The organism is Streptomyces sp. NPDC021093, assembly GCF_044333135.1.
GTDB lineage: Bacteria > Actinomycetota > Actinomycetes > Streptomycetales > Streptomycetaceae > Streptomyces.
Window position 1 is genome coordinate 555853 of the sequence record NZ_JBIRQJ010000007.1, and the last position, 16214, is coordinate 572066.

Sequence of the window (16214 nt, forward strand, 5' to 3'; positions counted from 1 at the left end):
GTCCTTGCTGGGAGAAGTCACAGATCGATTCCCGGTCGATTCCCGGTCCGTTACCGATCAATTGCCGGTCAATTACCGTTCATTTCCCGGTGAGTTGCTGCTGGACGCACTGCACGTACTGCTGGAAATTGTCGGGCCGGTAGCACTCCTGCGTCTTGTTGGCGTACCAGGCGAAGAAGACGGCGACCAGGACGGACACCACGATCGCGAGGATCGACGTCACCACGCCGGTGAGGGCCTTGCCCCGGCCGACACCGCTCCGCTTGGCCGTGATCAGGGCGACGATGCCCAGAACCAGGCCGATGCCGCCGATCAGGCCGCCGATGAAGAAGATCGACGTGCTCAGGCCGATAAGGCCGAGCACCATGGCGGCTCCGGCCAGGCCGTTGGCCGATGCCGTGCGATGCGGCGGCATCGGCATTCCCTGCGTGTGCACCATTCCCTGCGTATGCACCATTCCGTGCGTGTTCATCGTTCCGTGCGTGTTCATCAGACGTCCTCCGGTCAACTGCTCAGGGCACGATCCTGGCTTCCGGGGTCGCCAACGCACATCGCGGGAAGGCGGGAGAATTTGCTCCCCCGATCGGGGGAGGCCGTCGGTGAGCCGCCCGGTCATACTGGGGCGATCATGATCAGGGCAATTCGGCCGCTGCTGCGCGGCTCCACGTATTCGGGCATGCTCTTCGCCTACTGCGGCGCGTTGGCGAGCCTTCCGCTGCTGCCTTTCGCCCTGCTGCCGACACTGGTGTGGCCATCCGCTCCCTATGGAGTGCAGGCCGTCCTGGTCCTCCTGCTCTGGGCAGTGCTGATCGGCCTGGTCGGCCTGGCCCGCACCACGCGGCGGGCGCTGATCTCGTTCGCCCGCCAACTTCTGAGGGTGCCGTTGCCGGCCCCTGCCGCCGTGCCGGCCGGCACCGACCGTTGGCGGACTCCCCTCTGGCTGCTGCTGCACGTGGCGCTGGGGTGGGCGGGGGCGCTGACGAGCGGCGTGCTGATCCTCATGGGGATCGCCCTCCCCGGGAACTGGCTCGATGCCGAGGCCGGGGTGAGCCTGTTCGGCTGGTCGCTGCGGTCCGACGGTGGCTGGCAGAGCTGGGTGGTGGCGCTCGGCTGCCTGCTGCTGGCCGCAGTCGTGTGCGTGGTGGTGTCGGGCGTGCTGCGGTGGCTGGCGCCCAGGCTCCTGGGTCCTTCGTCGGCGGAGCGACTCGCGCTGATGGCCGAGCGGGAGCAGCGCCTTGCCGAGCGCAACAAACTGGCCCACGAGTTGCACGACTCGATCGGGCACACGCTGACCGCGACCACGATCCAGGCGGCGGTCGCGGGCGAGGTGCTGTCCGACGACCCGGTGGCGGCGCGGGCCGCGCTGCGCAGCATCGAGGAGTCGGCCAGGGCCGCGCTGGAGGACCTGGACTACGTACTGGGCGTACTGCGCGAGGAGAAGGCGGAGACGGCACCGACCCGGACCCTGGCCGACCTGCCCGAGTTGCTCGACCGGTTGCGGCACGCGGGCGCGGTCCTTGAGGTGGAGCTGTCCGGCGACCTGGCGCAGGTGCAGGGGACGCTCTCCCGGGCCGCGTACCGGATCCTGCAGGAAGGGCTGACGAACGCGTTGCGGCACGGGACGGGCGGTCCGGTCGAGGTCCGGGTGGCGGCCCTGCCGGACTTCCTTGAGCTCGGTGTGGTCAACGGGGCGGGCGCAGGCATGCGGACGGGTGCGGGCATGCGTACGGGCGCGGGCGTCTTCCGGACGTCCGGGCACGGCCTGCCAGGACTCACCGAGCGCGTGCGGCTGCTGCACGGTGAGATCGAGGTCGGCCCGGACGGGCCGCGGCACTGGCGGCTCGCGGTCAGGCTGCCGGTACGGGGCTCGGCATGACCGACTCCGGCGCGGGCTCGGCCGTCACGCCCGGCACCGCCACCGGCCCTGCCGGTGCCCCCGTCACCCTCCTGATCGCGGACGACGACGAGGTGACCCGCAGCGGTCTGCGCACCCTGCTCGCGATGCACCCCGGGATCTCGGTGATCGGGGAGGCCGCCGACGGCGTCGAGGCCGTCGAGCAGGCGCGGCGGCTGCGGCCCGACGTGGTCCTGATGGACGTACGGATGCCGCGTCGCAACGGCATCGAGGCCACCCGGCAACTCCTCGCCGAGACGGCCGGGCCAGGCGGAGCGACCGGGGCGACCAGTTCGGCCAGATCGGCCAGGTCGGCCGATCCCCCGAAGGTCGTGGTGATCACCACCTTCGAGAACGACGACTACGTCACCGCCGCCCTCAGCGCGGGAGCCAGCGGGTTCGTGCTCAAGCGGCTCCCGGTCCGGCAGATCGCCGAGGCGGTACGCGTGGTGGCGGCGGGCGAGGCGATCCTCTTCCCTGCGACCCTGCGCCGGATGGTCGCCGCCCGCCCGCTGGACTCCGCCGAGGCCCTGCCGAGGGCGGCGCTGACGGAGCGGGAGGAGGAGGTACTGCGGCTGATGGCCACCGGCCTGTCCAACCCGGAGATCGCGCGGTCGCTCATGGTGAGCCTGGAGACGGTGAAGACGCACGTCGGGAACGTGCTGACCAAGCTCGGCGCGCAGAACCGGACCCACGCGGTGGTGATCGCGTACGAATCGGGTCTTGTGGTGCCGGGGTTCACCGGCTGACGCGCTCCCCGCCGACGACGGACCGCCCGGAAAACACCGGGTCAGCCCCGCACATGCAGCCCGAAGCCCGTGCGGCCCTTCGGCTCCAGGCCCTCCTTCAGGTGCAGCGAGGGGATCTCGTAGTCACCGAAGTTCTGCCGCCGGTACGCGATCGGCTCGGTCGTCTCCAGCGTGAGCAGGCGCTGCTCCCAGGCCTTGGCGACGTCCGGGAAGTCCGCGTCGGTCGTCCGGTCGGCGCTGTACAGCACGAACGGCGGCAGCACCTCGATGCCCGGGTGGTAGAGGATGCCGTGCTGGATCGGGAACAGCACGTCGTCGATGGGGCCGTTGATCCCGCGCTCGGAGTAGTGCGACTCCGGGCCGCCGACGGTCACCGACAGCAGCGCCCTCCGGCCCGCGAGGGTGCCCTCGCCGAAGCGCTCGCCGTACTTGGTGGCGCTGTGCTCACCGACTCCGTACGCGAAGCGGTGCGTGAACACCCGGTCCACCCAGCCCTTGAGGATCGCGGGCATCGTGTACCACCAGAGCGGGAACTGGAAGATGACCGTGTCCGCCCACAGCAGCTTCTCCTGCTCGGCGACGACGTCCGGGGTGAGCGTCCCTGCGGTGAGGGCCCGGCCCGAGTCCCGGGCGACCTTCAGCGGATCCGACGCTTCGGGGCCGTAGTCCGCGGCGTCCACGACCGCCTTCCAGTTCATCGCGTACAGATCGCTCACCCGCACCTCGTGCCCTGCGGCCTCCAGCGTGGACACCGCGAGGTCCTTCAGCGAGCTGTTGAGCGACTTCGGCTCGGGGTGGGCGTGGACGATCAGCGTCTTCATGGGAGTTCGAGTTCCTTCGGATCGGGTGCATCGATCCTGGGCGGATCGGATGCCTTCGATCCTGGGCGCTGCGGCGCCCGGCGTTCAGGGGCGCCTCTTCCGTCGGACGGGGCCTCCGTCGGACAGGGCCTCCGTCAGACGGGGCCTCCGTCGGACCGGACTTCCTGGTATCCGCAGGACCACCTTCGCGGCCCCCGCCCCGGGCACCCCCGCGCCCATACTGGGGGCATGGACGATCTTGCGAGCTTCCTGCGGACCCGGCGTTCCCGGGTCGACCCGGCGGCCGTCGGCATTCCCACCGACAGGCGGCGCCGAGTCGAAGGGCTGCGCCGCGAAGAGGTCGCGCACCTGTCAGGGGTCAGCGTCGACTACTACGTACGCCTGGAGCAGGGCCGCGCGACCCAGCCGTCCGACCAGGTCCTCGACGCGCTCGCCCGCGTCCTCGGCCTCGACGAGACCGAGCGCGGGCACCTCCGCCGGCTCGCCTGTCAGCGCCGCCGCCCTACGAAGGCGCCGGGCGGGCGGGTCCGGCCGGAGCTGCTGCGCCTCCTCGGCCTGGTCGTCGGCGCACCCGCGATGATCATGGATCACCGCCTGAACGTGCTCGCCGGGAACCACCTCGCCGAGCTCCTCTACGGCCGCCCGCTGCCCGGCCCTGCACCGGGTCTGAACACCGCCCGGCACATCTTCCTGGAGGAGGCCGAGCGCGGCCTCTACGGGGACTGGGAGAACTGCACCCTCGACGTCGTCGGACATCTGCGGCTGGCCGCCGGGCAGTACCCCGACGACCCCAAACTGGCCTCCCTCATCGGCGAGTTGGCGATGGGTAGCGAGCGCTTCCGCCGCCTTTGGGCCCGCGCGGACGTACGCGCCCGCACCCACGGCCGCAAGGCGTACCAGCACCCGCTGGTCGGGCTGCTGGAGATGCACCAGGAGAACTTCACGCTGCCGGACGAGTCGGGCATGGAGCTGGTGGTGCTGTCCGCGGCCCCCGGCAGCCCCGCCGAGGACGGGCTGCGCCTGCTCGCGGGCCTGGGCGCGGACAGCAGCGCGGCGCATGCCGCGGTGAACGCCCAGGCCCACGAGTAGCCCGGCGAGGGACCTGGCTCAGCGCCGCCAGAAGAGGTGGTGCGTCACCCCGCTCGGGCTCGGTACGACGTCCAGGTGGAACCGGTCGCGCAGCTCGTCGGGCGACTCCCAGAGCCGTACGCCCGAGCCGAGCTTCACCGGCGAGACCGCCACGTGCAACGTGTCGACCAGGTCCGCTTCGAGGAACTCACGGATCGTCGTCGCCCCGCCACCGAGCCGTACGTCCTTGCCCTGAGCCGCCTCCTTCGCCCGCGCGAGCACCGTCGCCGGGTCCCCGTCGACGAAGTGGAACGTCGTGTCGGAGAGCGTGAAGGACGGGCGCAGGTGGTGGGTCAGCACGAACACCGGTGTGTGGAAGGGGGGTTCGTCGCCCCACCAGCCCTGCCAGTCGTGGTCGAGCCACGACCCGCGCTGCGGACTGAACTTGTTGCGGCCCATGATCTCGGCGCCGACGTTGTGCGAGAAGTCGCGCGTGAAATAGTCGTCCAGGCCGCGGCTGCCCCCGGGGTCGGTACGGTTCGGCCAGCTCGCCGTAGCCCCCGCCCAGGCCATCAACTCCCCCGGATCGGCATGGCCGAACGGCCTCTCCAGGCTCTGGTTCTCACCGGCCCCGAATCCGTCGCGCGAGACGACGAAGTTCTGGACCCTCAGCAGCTGGCTCATCCGTACTCCTCCTGCACAGTCGATGTCATAGAGACGTCGAACGACGGCGATCGATTTCGACAGCAATGAGACCGGAACCGACGGCGAATCTCATCGATCCGTCACGGCGTGCCGGGCCAGGGAAGTTCCGCCCAGACCGTCTTGCCGGGATCGCGCTCCGTGACCCCCCAGCGGGCCGCCAGCTCCGCCACCAGGAGCAGGCCGAGACCGCCCTCCGCGCCCGGGGCGGGTGACTGCGGCACCGGCCGGCGCTCACCGCGCGCGTCGGAGACCTCGATCCGGAGTACGTCACCCAGGGCGAGCCGGACCGAGAAGTCCTCGCCCGGGAGATGACCGTGCAGTACGGCGTTGGCGGCCAGCTCCGCCACGATCGAGACGACGGCGTCGGCGAAGTCGCAGCCGTACGGCACGCCCCACTCCAGGAGTTGCTGCTGCGCGAGCAGCCGGGCGAGACGGGCGCCGCGACGGGTGGAGCTGATCAGCTGCTCGAACTCGGCGGTGAGGGTGGGGATTTCGGTGTTCATGTGACAGAGCGTGGTCGGTTCGACCTACCCTGAAAAGGGATTGCCCGGCGACTGTGGGTAGTTGTACGGGCATACGGCGTGCACAGTACGGCCAGTCGACCGTGACTCAGAAGGCGGCAAGCTGAGTGATGCAGAATCCGGAGCAGGAGAGCAACCCCGAGACCCCGCCCCAAGAGGACGGCACCGCGCATCTGTTCAGCGCGCTCGGCAAACAGATCAAGGCCCTGCGCGAATACCGGGGCATGAAGCAGACCGAGTTGGCGACCGCTGTGAACTTCGGCGCCGACCTCATCTCCTCCATCGAGCGTGGCGTACGCACCCCACAGCCCGACCTCCTGATCGCCGCCGACCCCGTGCTCGGCGCCCACGGCACGCTCCTGGTGGCGGTCCCGGACGTCAGGAAGGCGCTCGCCAGGAGCCGGACCCGGCACCCCAGTTGGTACCGCGACCAGGCCGACTTCGAGAAGAAGGCCCTGGAGATCCACCACTACAGCAACCAGGTCGTGCACGGCCTGCTCCAGACCGAGGCGTACGCACGCGCCATCTTCACCCAGCGGCGACCGCTGCTGAGCGAGGAGACCGTGGAGAAGCGGGTCGCAGACCGGCTGTCGCGACAGGAAGTGCTGGAGAAGTGGCCACCTTCGCAGTACGGATTCATCTTCGAGGAAGTGGTGCTGCGGCGACCGATCGGTGGGCGTGCCGTACACCATGAGCAGTTGCGCCGCCTGCTCACGGCGGGGGCCATGCGCAATGTCACCCTCCAGGTAATCGAAACCGAGTGCGAGCAACACCCCAACATGGACGGCGCGTTCACCCTGCTGACCGCCCCGAACGAACAGCGCGTGGCCTACACCGAGGTACAGGGGCATCCGCGCCTGATCACCGACCCCCGCGAGGTCAGGGAGATCCAGGAGCGCTATGGGATCATGCAGTCACTGGCTCTCAGGCCGGACCCTTCCATGGCGTTGATCGAGAGAATTCTGGGAGACCGATGAGTACCCGAGCGCTCCACTGGTTCAAGTCGAGCTACAGCGGCGGCGAGGGCGGCGAGTGCCTCGAAGTCGCTTACGACTGGCGGAAGTCGAGCTACAGCGGGGGCGCGGGCGGCGAATGCATAGAGGTCGCCGCCCACCCCACCACCATCCACGTCCGTGACTCCAAGCTCGCCGACGCCAGCCCCCACTTCGACGTATCCCCCACCGCCTGGGCGACCTTCGTCTCGTACGCCCGCCGCTGATGGCATGGGGCCTGATCATCGAGACGACGTTGGGAACGGGCCAGCGCAAGCATCAAGAGGCTTTCGTGCTGGCCCAGTTGGACGGCTCTCGCGAGGAGGCGATGGCGGAGCTGGAGCGGCGGGCGCGGGCCCACTCGCCCGAGCATCCGCGCAATCCGCAACGGCGAAGGCTCCTGCGGGTCGCGGACGGGTTCCTGCTCGTGATCGACGGGAGCTGGCAGTCGTACAACACGCGGTTCACGCTCGCGGAGGTGCTGGAGGACAGTGCGGCCCCGGTGGCGCCGGAGCCCGAGCCCGAACCCGTACGGGAGCCGGAGCCCGTACCGGTGCAGGAGCCCGAGCCCGTGGACACGACGGCGCGGTACGACGACGGAGTGCCGGTGAAGCCCGCCTGGCTGGGGCGTACCGACCTGTCGTGAACGCCGGGCCGCCCGAGGCCTGGACCGACCGCTGATCCGCCGGTCGGTCCAGGCCTCAGCCACGCCCGTGCGTCAGGCCGTCAGGTCCTCCAGCCCGTAGTAGTCGCCGAAGAACTTCTCGATCGTCTCCGAGTGCGGGGTCAGCTCGGGCAGGTGGGTCTTGATGGCGTCCCGCACCCGTACCGCCAGCTCCGACCTGCTGCGGACCGCCCGGTCCACGTACGGTTCCAGCTTCCGTACGAGTTCGAAGTTGCTCGCCACGTTCGCCTCCCGCATCGCCTTCTCCAGCGGCGGCGCCCCCGCGCCCACGGTGTCCGGGAGCTTGCGGCTGACGAAGGTGACCCGGTGCAGGACGCGCCAGCACGGGGGCTTGTGGTCGGCCTGGTTGGCCTGGCGCAGGGCCGCCGCGTTCGCGGTGGGGCCGTTCAGCCAGGTCGGGTCGACGACCTTGCCGAAGAAGTCCTCGAAGTTGGCCTTGTCGGAGTCCAGGTAGAAGGTCATGAAGCGGTACGCGTCGACGCGACCCGGCACCTCGATCGCGTTGCCGTCCGCGTCGTACTGCGGGACCGAGTCCTTGTCGTACAGCTGGAGGTCACCGGGGGTGTCCACCTGTACGTCCAGGCTGAACGAGCGGGTGGCCTCCCGGCTGCGGGAACGGGTGCGGGTGAGGCTGCCGCCCAGCGATGCGTCCAGCTGGAGGCCCATGCCGACGCCGGCGACCGAGAAGCCGGCCGTCGCGCCCGCCGTGGCCTTGCCCGTGAAGCTGTACGCGCCGGACGTGGTCTCGGTGACGACGTCCGTGGTCTCCGTCGTCTCGGCGAAGAAGCCGCCGTCAGCCGACCAGGCGTAGGTGTTGACGATGTCGCGGCGGGCGAAACCGGCGACCTCCTTGCCGGGCTTGGTGGAGTCGCCGCGGGCGCCCTGCGGGCTGCGCACCGGGCCCATGAAGCTACTCAGCAGACCGCGGGCGCGTTCGGCCGTCGGGTCGGTGGTGTGGGACGCGGTGGAGACGCCGTCGTAGTACGCCTGCCTGCGCTGCATGTCCTCCACGATGCGGCGCTTGAGCGCGTACGCCTCCTTGGGCTTGAAGTAGCTGTAGTCGCCCCGGTCGCCGGCTCCCGCGTAGTCCGCGTCGAAGAGCTTCGCGCCGTCCTTGAAGCCGACGGTGCCGTCGAGGGTGCCCTGCTTGATGTAGCGGGGGTTGATGGCGAACGGGAGGAGGTTCCAGTCGCGCGGGATGTCCGGGTTGGGGAGCATCCGGTACGCGACGACCGCGCCCGAGTGGGCGAGCCGCAGCGCGTAGACGTCGGCGGTCTCGGACTGGACGAGCGCGAAGCCGATGTTGGTGGGCTGGAAGCGGCGGCCGCCCGCCGGGTCGACCATGTGGTCCTCCGGTTCCCAGCCGCCGCCGAGGCCGACCAGGGTGGAGCGGGTGGTGTTGACGCCCTCGGAGAGCTCGGTCTGGTCGCCCCAGCCGTTGGAGAATTCGAGGCCGGCGCCCCCGCGCACGTTGACCGCGACATCGGTGATCGGCATCGAAATGCCGATGCCGAGCGGGGCGCTGATGATCCGGGACTTGTAATTGAACTCGGCGCTCGCCTCGTATTCGAGGGAGACGTCCACGCTGGTGTCCTTGCTGGAGGACAGGGTCTGGACGACCTCGTCGGCCTGCTTGAACTCCACGGACGTGGTGTTGAGGTAGCTGAGCGAGCCGGGGCGGCGGGTCGCCACCAGGTTCTCGGAGGGCACCGGCGGCGCGCCCTCCACGTACCCGACGAGCTGCGGTGCGAACTGCACCTGGCCCACCCACTCCGACTTCAGGTCACCCAGCTTGAAACCGGTCACCAACTGCCACTGGCCGTTCTGTACGTACGTGTACACGCGCTTGAGGACACCGCGCGTGCTGCCGTCCCGTACGACCTGGAGGTCGGCGTACTCCGAGACCGAGGGAGCAGCCGTGATCTTCTGCACGAAGAGGGGCTGGCCGGTGGCGAAGGCGGACCGCACCTCGGGGGTGTCCGAGGAGATCGGGGCCGTGGACATGACGGGCTGCGGCTTCTCGGCCGCCGTGGCGGACAGCGGCAGGTGGCAGCCGCGCGGGCCGTGGTCGAGGAGTTGCGTGGCGTCGGCGTCGGTGGACTCGTCGTCGAAGGGGTAGTACGCGAGGAGGTCGGCGGTGTCGCCGGTGAGCCGGCCGTGCAGGTTGTCGAGGAGCTGTTCCTCGGTGCGGGCGGTGCGCCAGACGCGGACCTCTTCGAGGATGCCGAGGTAGCGGTCGGCGGTCGTGGTGGAGTCGTCGGCAGTGCGGGCACCGAGGGTGAACTGCTTGGCACCGTAAGGGAATTGGGTTGCCTTGGTGACGGGCAGGGCCTCGGTGGCCCGGCCGTTCAGGTAGAGGCGGAACCTGCTGCCGCGGGGGTCCGGGTTCTTCGTCCAGCGGGCGCCGCGCACCTTCGCGGTGTGGCCGCCGGTCTCGTCCTGGGCCGCGTTGCCCTCGTTCTCCTCGAACCGCCAGTGCGCGACCAGGCCCTCCTGGCGGACCGGGATGCCGGTGGGCGAGGCGGGCGCCTCACGGGGCAGTTCCTTGCCGAGTACGTCGGCGGCGCGGGCGGTGTTCCAGATCCGCACCTCGCTGATGATCCCGGAGAACGGCTGGTCGGCGCCGCCCCTGCGGGCCCGGCCGATGTCGAGCGGGCCGGGGTGGCCGAGGTCGGGGGTGTCGTCGTAGCGGGTGTGACCGGCCTCCTTGCCGTCGATGTAGAAGGTGAGGTCCGTGTGCTTGACGACGGTGACACCCGTCAGCGCGTCGATCTCCCTCTCGACCGACGCGCCCGCCGCGTCGATCAGGGAGATGAGCTTCTTGCCCATCGTCTCCTCGCGGCTGCTGCTCAGCTTGCGGACGACGGCGATCCGGTGGAACTTCCCCGCGGTGACCTTGGCGGTGGAGACGGCCAGGATCTCCGTACCCGTACCGCCCTCGAAGGCGAACGCCAGCTTTCCGTCGGCGCGCAGGGACAGCTGGTACGGGACCCGCTTTCCGGTGCCGTCGTCGATCCGGCCCTTCGACACCAGGCCTTGTACGCCGGTGAGTTGGCGTGCCTGGAGGAAGACTTCCAGGGTCAGGTCGCGGGAGATGTCGAGGTCCTCGGCGTGCGGGGCCTCCACGACGGCGCGGCCGTGCGCGAAGTCCAGGGCCCAGGACTGCTCGAAGGCGGCGGCGACGTGGGTCCAGGCGTCGCCCGGGACGGTGGCGCGGCTGGTGACCAGGCTGCCACCGACGCCGGCCACGAGCGGGCGGCGTCCTTCGCCGTCGGGGGCGCCGAGGGCGAGGGTGTAGCGGGACTCCGTACCGGTGAGGGAGTCGGGGACGCGGGCGTGCACGATGCGCGCCGCGTCACCCGCGTTGTCGGCGGCCTTGGGGCGCAGCCAGGCCTCCACGGTGAGGTCGTCGTGGTGCTTGACGGTCTCGCGGACGGCCTCCGGGAGGGCGGGCGGCGTGGTCGTGTCGGTGAAGATCAGTGCGCGGCCGGGCAGGTCGCCCCACCAGCGCGGCGGACGGGCCTCTCCCTCGTCCTTGGCGGTGCCGTCGACGACGGACCCGGCGGTGCCGATCAGCGCGGCCGTCACCAGCCGGGAGCCGAACGCGGCGGTGGAGCCGAGTGTGGTGTGGGTGACGAGGGACGGGTCGTAACTGACCAGCCGCACAGGGGTGTCTGCGGGCAGCTGGGCGTCCTTCGGCCCGTGCTTGACGATCAGCTCGGTCGCCTTCGCGGCGACCGCCTTCTTCAGCGCGTACACCTCTCCGCCGACGTCGAGGAGGTCACCGGCCGCCAGCTTGCGGCTCGCGCCGTGGACGTCGAGGGTGAGGACGCCGCCCTTGAGGGAGGAGACGGTGCCGATACGGGCGGGTTCGGCGCGCAGCCCGTTGAGGGCGTCGGCGAGGGCGGTGGCGCGGCGGGGCAGCAGCGCCCAGGTCTCGCTCTCGCCGTCCTTGGCGGTGAGGGTGAGGGTGCAGCGGTCGGCGAAGGGGCCGGTGGTGTCGGCGGTGACGGTGACCTTGACGTCCGCGAGGTCGACGCCCGCGTCCCGGGCGGTGAGCTGGACGGTCGTACCGTCGCTCGCCTTCAGGGTCTTGCCGGAGCGGCCCACGTTGGTGTCGTAGAAGAGGCCGGTGAGGCGTTCCTCCTCGTCGCGGAAGTAGAGGCCGAGGTGGCCGGTGCCGCTGTCGGTGAGGTGGGGGGTGGTACCGGTCTTCGCGAAGTCCAGGAGGGCGCCGGAGTACCCGAGTCCGCAGCGGTCGCGGCCGAGGTGGGCGGTGGGCTCGGTGTGGTCGCTGCGGCCCTTGGTGCCGCCGGAGACGCGGCCGAGTTCCTCCTGGAGGGACTTGAGTTGATTGGCCAGCTGGGTCTGCTTGGCAGTGAGGGTGCTGATGTGGTTGGTGTCGGTGCGGGCGGCGACGACCTCACCGGCGCGGCGCAGACCGTCGATGACGTCGGCGGTGGCCTTGACGGCCGCCTCGTTCGCCGGGTCGGGTGCGGTCGGTACGACGTAGACGTCGACGCTGCCGGATTCCAAGTCGACGGGGTCGGCGTCCACGCCACCCCGTTGTGGCGCGCTGAAGCCGCTGGAGGGCTTCCAAACGAGCTCTCGCCACCGTTCCATGCCGCGGTCATAGGAGTACGTGAGGCCACCCCCGGCGTAGGTCGCTTCTTCCCCGGGGTCGGTGAAGACGACCTCCCTGCCACGGAACTTCAGGGACGCACCGACGGCTACGTTACTGAGGGCCCACCGGACCGCGGCCCCGGAAGCGCTTCCCCCGAACGCCCATGGATCGTCGGAGCATTCCGCCTTCCACCGCCCCTCCTTGTCCGACTCCTCCGGCAGCCCGGGGGCGTGCCCCGCACGTGCAACGTTCGCGGAGTCGGTGGTGACCCGCAGGTGCCGGTAGTAGTCGCCGTCGGAACCCTTCGCATTCCCCAGATGGATGACGACCAGGCAGTCGGACGTGGCCCCGTGGGTCCGGGTCAGCCCTTTCGCGGCCATGGACGCGCTCAGGGCATCGTCGATCTCCGTGTTCAGCTTCAACGTGTCCTTGACGTCTTCCTTCAGCTGCTCCAGCGCACGCGTGGCCCTTGCCAACTCCGCCTCTGCCGCAGGGATTTCCTCCTGCTTGAGCACGTTCTCGCGCGCCGGGTCGGCCGTCTGCACATTGCCGCCGACCTCGGGCAGGTCGAGTACGTCGGGAAGCTGGGCGAGCCTGCCGTCCTGCGCCACCGCGACATCGAGGGTGGCGATCCGGCCGAGGTTCGCCGAGGCGTTCGCCCCCTTCTCGCCCGCCGTCCACGCCACCAGCACCCGGGCCTGGCGCTTCAGCGGCCTGGGGGTGCCCTCGTGGCCGACCGCGCCCTCCTCCTGCTGGTGGTGGAGCACGGCGCTCAGCCCGCCGACGACCTTCCGGTCCTTGACCTGGAACCGCTCGCGACGGATGCCCGGGTGGTCGGCGATCGGCGCTCCCGACGCGACCCAGGCGGTGGTGCCGCCGAGCGTCGCGGAGCGGCCGTGACCGCTGTGGTCGTGGAGGGTGGTGCCGGAGCCCTCGTCGCAGCGGTAGTAGGCGGCCAGGCGCGGTTCGTCTCCGAGGAGGCGGGTGGCGAAGGCGGTGGTGATGTCGGTACCGGCCCTCCCCGTGTTCCAGAGGCGCACCTCGTCGATCTCTCCGGCGAAGAAGTCGCCCGGCGTGCCGTCCGCGCCGGGGGCGGCGCCGATCAGCAGGCGGGTTCCGGCGGCGGAGGCGGGGGCGAGCGTCGTGGTGGTGGTCCTCCACCAGTACCCACCGCGCCACCCCATGAGCTCGGTCCCCCGGATGCGGATGCCGATGTGCTGGTACACGCCCTTGGCGAGCTTCATGCCCGCCAACATGGCTTCCGCCGTACTCCCGTCCGCGAGCCCGTGCGTGACCACGAGGTTCCCGTCGGCATCGAGGGCGACCTTGATGCCGCCCTTGGCCGTCCCGTCGGCGCCACCCAGAGTGGAGAAGATCGTCCCGCCGAACGAGGTCGGCCTGACCCACGCCTCCAAGGTGTACGCGGCGGTGGGAAGCAACTTGTCGGCCCCGGTGGCGAGTTCCACGTACCCGCCGTCGAGGGAGAGCGCGGATTCCGCGAACCGGGCGTCCGGTGCCACGGGCTTCAGCCAGTACGTACAGCTCTCGCACCTGCGCTCCGACCGGTCCAGGACGGCGCTCTTGCAGGCGGGGTTGGTGCATGCGTAGAGGCGGCTGCCCAGGGTGTGGAAGAGCCCGTCCTCGGCCTGCTCGACGTTGACGGCCTCGATGCCGGTCCCCGCGGCGTCGGCGAGGAAGAACTGCCAGCGGCTGGTGTCGGCGACGGCCGTGGGCACCAGGAGCACCGCGAACCGGCCCCGGGTCACCTTTCCGGCGAATCCGAGCTCCAGGGTCGGCTCGTAGAACGGCCGCCCGTCCATGTCGGCCGTCCCGAGGCTGTCCTTCGCGGACTCGGGCTCGTCGCGGTGCCTGCTGCGCCGGTAGCGGACCTCCTGGACCGGGGTGAGCTCGCTGCCGTTGAGTACGAAGCGGTCGCAGAGGAGGGCGTCCGGGGCGACCTGGACGGGCTTCTTCGCACTGATTTGCCGCTGCTTGTGGGCCTTGTCGCCGGTGGTGCCGCCGCCCTTCAACCGGTAGAGGGCGTCGGGGTGTTCACCGCCGACCGCCTGCCGGAACACGAAGATGTGCTTGCCGTCGGAGACCGCCTGGAAGGCGTACGCGGCCGTGAGCCGTGCGGTGCTCGACCGGAAGGGGTCCACCTCGTCGTCGAGGAGGAAGGTGTCCGGCCCCTCCTCGGCCGCACCACCGCCGAGCGGCACGCGGGGCAACGCGGCGGCACCGGCCGCGCCGTACCCGCAGCGGGCGATCTCGGTCGGGAAGCGCAGCTCCTTCGGCTCCTCGGACCAGTGGTTGACGTCGAGGGCGGAGTGCCGTTCGGGGTCCGCGCCGCCGTCGGGGGCGGCATACGGGTCGGCGGCGTGGGGATCGGTCGCCTGCCCGTTCAGGTCGAGCACGGTGTAGTACAGCCGCCGGTCCTTGTCGACGGCGAGCGCGACGGTGGTGCCCTGGTGCCGGACCAGGGTGGTGTGGACGTACTCGCGATCGCTGTACGTCTTGAGGCGGCTGTTCGCCGGGAGATCCGCAGACACGTGTCATTCCCTCCAGCGGGGGCGGGGGCGCCCCTCGCCCCCGCACACTCCCCCCAACCACCCGGCGAAACGCATGAGTTCATGACAATGGCGGAAATGCACATCCCGGCTCCCCCATGCGGGAACGGGAATTGGGCGCCGCTGACCACTCGTCGTGACCTCCCGCTGACAGATTGGCCGGAAGTGTCGACGCCCCCTCCGGGGTGACCTCACCGAAAGGCGGGCCGGTCCGGGGGCTGTCCCAGGCCCGCCCCGGTCCCGTCCCCCCTTTGGCCGAACATCGCATGGACACCTAGGTGCCTTGGGCATCTAGTGGGAAGTGGCCGGTAGAGGTCCCTCCACTTCCCTGTGAGGTTGTCCATGACTGAGACGCACGTGACCAAGGCACCCGTCGTGTTTCCGCAGGACCGCACCTGTCCGTACGCCCCTCCGCCCGGGTACGACCCGGTGCGCGAGACGGGGCGGCCCGTCACCCGGGTCCAGATCTACGACGGGAGCGAGGTGTGGATGGTGAGCGGGCTCGCGGAGGCGCGGGCGCTCCTCGCCGACCAGCGGCTTTCGTCGAACCGGGAACGGCCGGAGTTCCCGGTGTTCCAGCGACGGCTGGAGGGGATCGAGCGGCGGCGCGTTGAGCTGCTCGGAGTCGACGATCCCGAACACAACGTGCAGCGACGGAAGTTGATCCCCGGCTTCACGCTCAAGCGGACCACGGGGCTGCGGCCCGCGATCCAGGCGACCGTGGACCGGCTGCTCGACGAGATGGAGGCACAGCTGGCGGCGGCGCCGGGGACGGCGATCGACCTGGTGAGCGCGTTCGCGCTGCCGGTGCCCTCGATCGTGATCTGCGCGCTGCTCGGAGTCCCGTACGAGGACCACGACTTCTTCGAGGGGGAGACCCGGAAGCTGCTGCGAGGGCCGGAGCCGGAGGACGTCGAGGCGGCTCGGGACTCGCTGGACGCATATTTCGGCGATTTGGTTGACCGGAAACGAGCCCGGGAAAGCGGAATGCCGGTCGGGCTGCTCGACGACATGGTCGAAGTCTTCGAGGACAAGGAGGAACTGGTCCAGCTCGCGGCGATCCTGCTCCTCGCGGGGCACGAGACGACCTCGAACATGATCTCGCTGGGGACGTACACGCTGCTGGAACACCCGGAGCAGCTGGCCCGCTTCCGGGACAACCCGGCCGGAGTGCCCGCGGCCTGCGAGGAGCTGCTGCGGTACCTGTCGATCGCGGACGGGATGTCGCGGCTGGCGCTGGAGGACATCGAGATCGCCGGGGTGACGATCCGGGCCGGAGAGGCGGTGATCCTGTCGACGTCGCTGATCAACCGGGACCCGACGGTGTTCGAGGCACCGGACAAGCTGGATGTGGAACGCGGGGAACGGCACTTGGCGTTCGGCTTCGGAATCCACCAGTGCCTGGGGCAGAACCTGGCGCGGGCGGAGATGGAGATCGCGCTGAGCACGCTCTTCAAGCGGCTGCCGGGGCTGCGGCTGGCCGTGCCGGCGGCGGAGATCCCGTGCAAGCCGGGGGACACGATCCAGGGGTTCGCCGAGCTGCCGGTGGCGTGGTGAGACGAAGAGAAGGGAGTAGCTGTGGCTGACG

Annotated in this window: 12 protein-coding genes; 7 read left to right on the plus strand and 5 right to left on the minus strand. The window is 70.4% G+C overall.

Annotated elements, in window-relative coordinates:
- Positions 1-79: 79 nt before the first annotated feature.
- Positions 80-490, minus strand: coding sequence for a DUF4190 domain-containing protein (locus ACH4SP_RS24590; RefSeq protein WP_398417665.1), 411 nt, complete (start codon positions 488-490; stop codon positions 80-82).
- 138 nt (positions 491-628) lie between these two features.
- Between ACH4SP_RS24590 and ACH4SP_RS24595 the strand changes: the two genes are divergently transcribed.
- Both ACH4SP_RS24595 and ACH4SP_RS24600 read left to right on the plus strand, forming a co-directional pair.
- Positions 629-1876 (plus strand): sensor histidine kinase, encoded by a 1248-nt coding sequence (locus ACH4SP_RS24595; RefSeq protein WP_398417666.1) that lies wholly within the window; start codon positions 629-631, stop codon positions 1874-1876.
- Positions 1873-2643, plus strand: a complete 771-nt coding sequence (locus tag ACH4SP_RS24600; protein WP_398417667.1) for a response regulator — start codon at positions 1873-1875, stop codon at positions 2641-2643. The genes ACH4SP_RS24595 and ACH4SP_RS24600 overlap by 4 nt, the downstream gene beginning before the upstream one ends.
- Before the next feature lie 41 nt (positions 2644-2684).
- Here the strand turns inward: ACH4SP_RS24600 and ACH4SP_RS24605 are convergent, their stop codons facing one another.
- Entirely contained in the window at positions 2685-3464 is a 780-nt protein-coding gene (locus ACH4SP_RS24605) for an NAD(P)H-dependent oxidoreductase (RefSeq protein ID WP_398417668.1), read from the minus strand.
- 228 nt (positions 3465-3692) lie between these two features.
- Here ACH4SP_RS24605 and ACH4SP_RS24610 point away from each other — a divergent pair, with 228 nt between their 5' ends.
- On the plus strand, positions 3693-4553 hold the full coding sequence (locus tag ACH4SP_RS24610) for a helix-turn-helix transcriptional regulator (protein WP_398417669.1): 861 nt from the start codon (positions 3693-3695) through the stop codon (positions 4551-4553).
- Between the two features lie 18 nt (positions 4554-4571).
- Here ACH4SP_RS24610 and ACH4SP_RS24615 read toward each other — a convergent pair whose 3' ends face one another.
- Positions 4572-5216 carry a dihydrofolate reductase family protein gene (locus tag ACH4SP_RS24615; protein WP_398417670.1) on the minus strand — a complete coding sequence of 215 codons (645 nt, stop codon included), beginning with the start codon at positions 5214-5216 and terminating at the stop codon, positions 4572-4574.
- A gap of 101 nt (positions 5217-5317) precedes the next feature.
- Positions 5318-5740: an ATP-binding protein gene (locus ACH4SP_RS24620; RefSeq protein WP_398417671.1), complete on the minus strand. Its 423-nt coding sequence runs from the start codon at positions 5738-5740 to the stop codon at positions 5318-5320.
- Positions 5741-5868: 128 nt separating this feature from the next.
- Between ACH4SP_RS24620 and ACH4SP_RS24625 the strand changes: the two genes are divergently transcribed.
- Genes ACH4SP_RS24625 through ACH4SP_RS24635 form a run of 3 tightly spaced genes read left to right on the plus strand, consistent with a single transcriptional unit; the run spans position 5869 to position 7396 of the window.
- Entirely contained in the window at positions 5869-6735 is an 867-nt protein-coding gene (locus tag ACH4SP_RS24625) for a helix-turn-helix domain-containing protein (protein WP_398417783.1), read from the plus strand.
- On the plus strand, positions 6732-6977 hold the full coding sequence (locus tag ACH4SP_RS24630) for a DUF397 domain-containing protein (RefSeq protein ID WP_398417672.1): 246 nt from the start codon (positions 6732-6734) through the stop codon (positions 6975-6977). The genes ACH4SP_RS24625 and ACH4SP_RS24630 overlap by 4 nt, the downstream gene beginning before the upstream one ends.
- On the plus strand, positions 6977-7396 hold the full coding sequence (locus ACH4SP_RS24635) for a hypothetical protein (RefSeq protein WP_398417673.1): 420 nt from the start codon (positions 6977-6979) through the stop codon (positions 7394-7396). Before ACH4SP_RS24630 ends, ACH4SP_RS24635 begins: the two co-directional genes overlap by 1 nt.
- Positions 7397-7468: 72 nt before the next feature.
- On the opposite strand, the gene ACH4SP_RS24640 is transcribed toward ACH4SP_RS24635, so the two are convergent.
- Entirely contained in the window at positions 7469-14608 is a 7140-nt protein-coding gene (locus tag ACH4SP_RS24640; RefSeq protein WP_398417674.1) for a LamG-like jellyroll fold domain-containing protein, read from the minus strand.
- A 360-nt stretch (positions 14609-14968) separates the two neighbouring features.
- On the opposite strand from ACH4SP_RS24640, the gene ACH4SP_RS24645 reads away from it, so the two are divergent.
- Positions 14969-16183, plus strand: coding sequence for a cytochrome P450 (locus ACH4SP_RS24645; RefSeq protein WP_398417675.1), 1215 nt, complete (start codon positions 14969-14971; stop codon positions 16181-16183).
- Positions 16184-16214: the final 31 nt, after the last annotated feature.

Coding starts and splice junctions, on each gene's coding strand:
- ACH4SP_RS24590 (WP_398417665.1), bottom strand. CDS start 490: ATGAACACGCACGGAACGATGAACACGCACGGAATGGTGCATACGCAG.
- ACH4SP_RS24595 (WP_398417666.1), top strand. CDS start 629: ATGATCAGGGCAATTCGGCCGCTGCTGCGCGGCTCCACGTATTCGGGC.
- ACH4SP_RS24600 (WP_398417667.1), top strand. CDS start 1,873: ATGACCGACTCCGGCGCGGGCTCGGCCGTCACGCCCGGCACCGCCACC.
- ACH4SP_RS24605 (WP_398417668.1), bottom strand. CDS start 3,464: ATGAAGACGCTGATCGTCCACGCCCACCCCGAGCCGAAGTCGCTCAAC.
- ACH4SP_RS24610 (WP_398417669.1), top strand. CDS start 3,693: ATGGACGATCTTGCGAGCTTCCTGCGGACCCGGCGTTCCCGGGTCGAC.
- ACH4SP_RS24615 (WP_398417670.1), bottom strand. CDS start 5,216: ATGAGCCAGCTGCTGAGGGTCCAGAACTTCGTCGTCTCGCGCGACGGA.
- ACH4SP_RS24620 (WP_398417671.1), bottom strand. CDS start 5,740: ATGAACACCGAAATCCCCACCCTCACCGCCGAGTTCGAGCAGCTGATC.
- ACH4SP_RS24625 (WP_398417783.1), top strand. CDS start 5,869: ATGCAGAATCCGGAGCAGGAGAGCAACCCCGAGACCCCGCCCCAAGAG.
- ACH4SP_RS24630 (WP_398417672.1), top strand. CDS start 6,732: ATGAGTACCCGAGCGCTCCACTGGTTCAAGTCGAGCTACAGCGGCGGC.
- ACH4SP_RS24635 (WP_398417673.1), top strand. CDS start 6,977: ATGGCATGGGGCCTGATCATCGAGACGACGTTGGGAACGGGCCAGCGC.
- ACH4SP_RS24645 (WP_398417675.1), top strand. CDS start 14,969: ATGACTGAGACGCACGTGACCAAGGCACCCGTCGTGTTTCCGCAGGAC.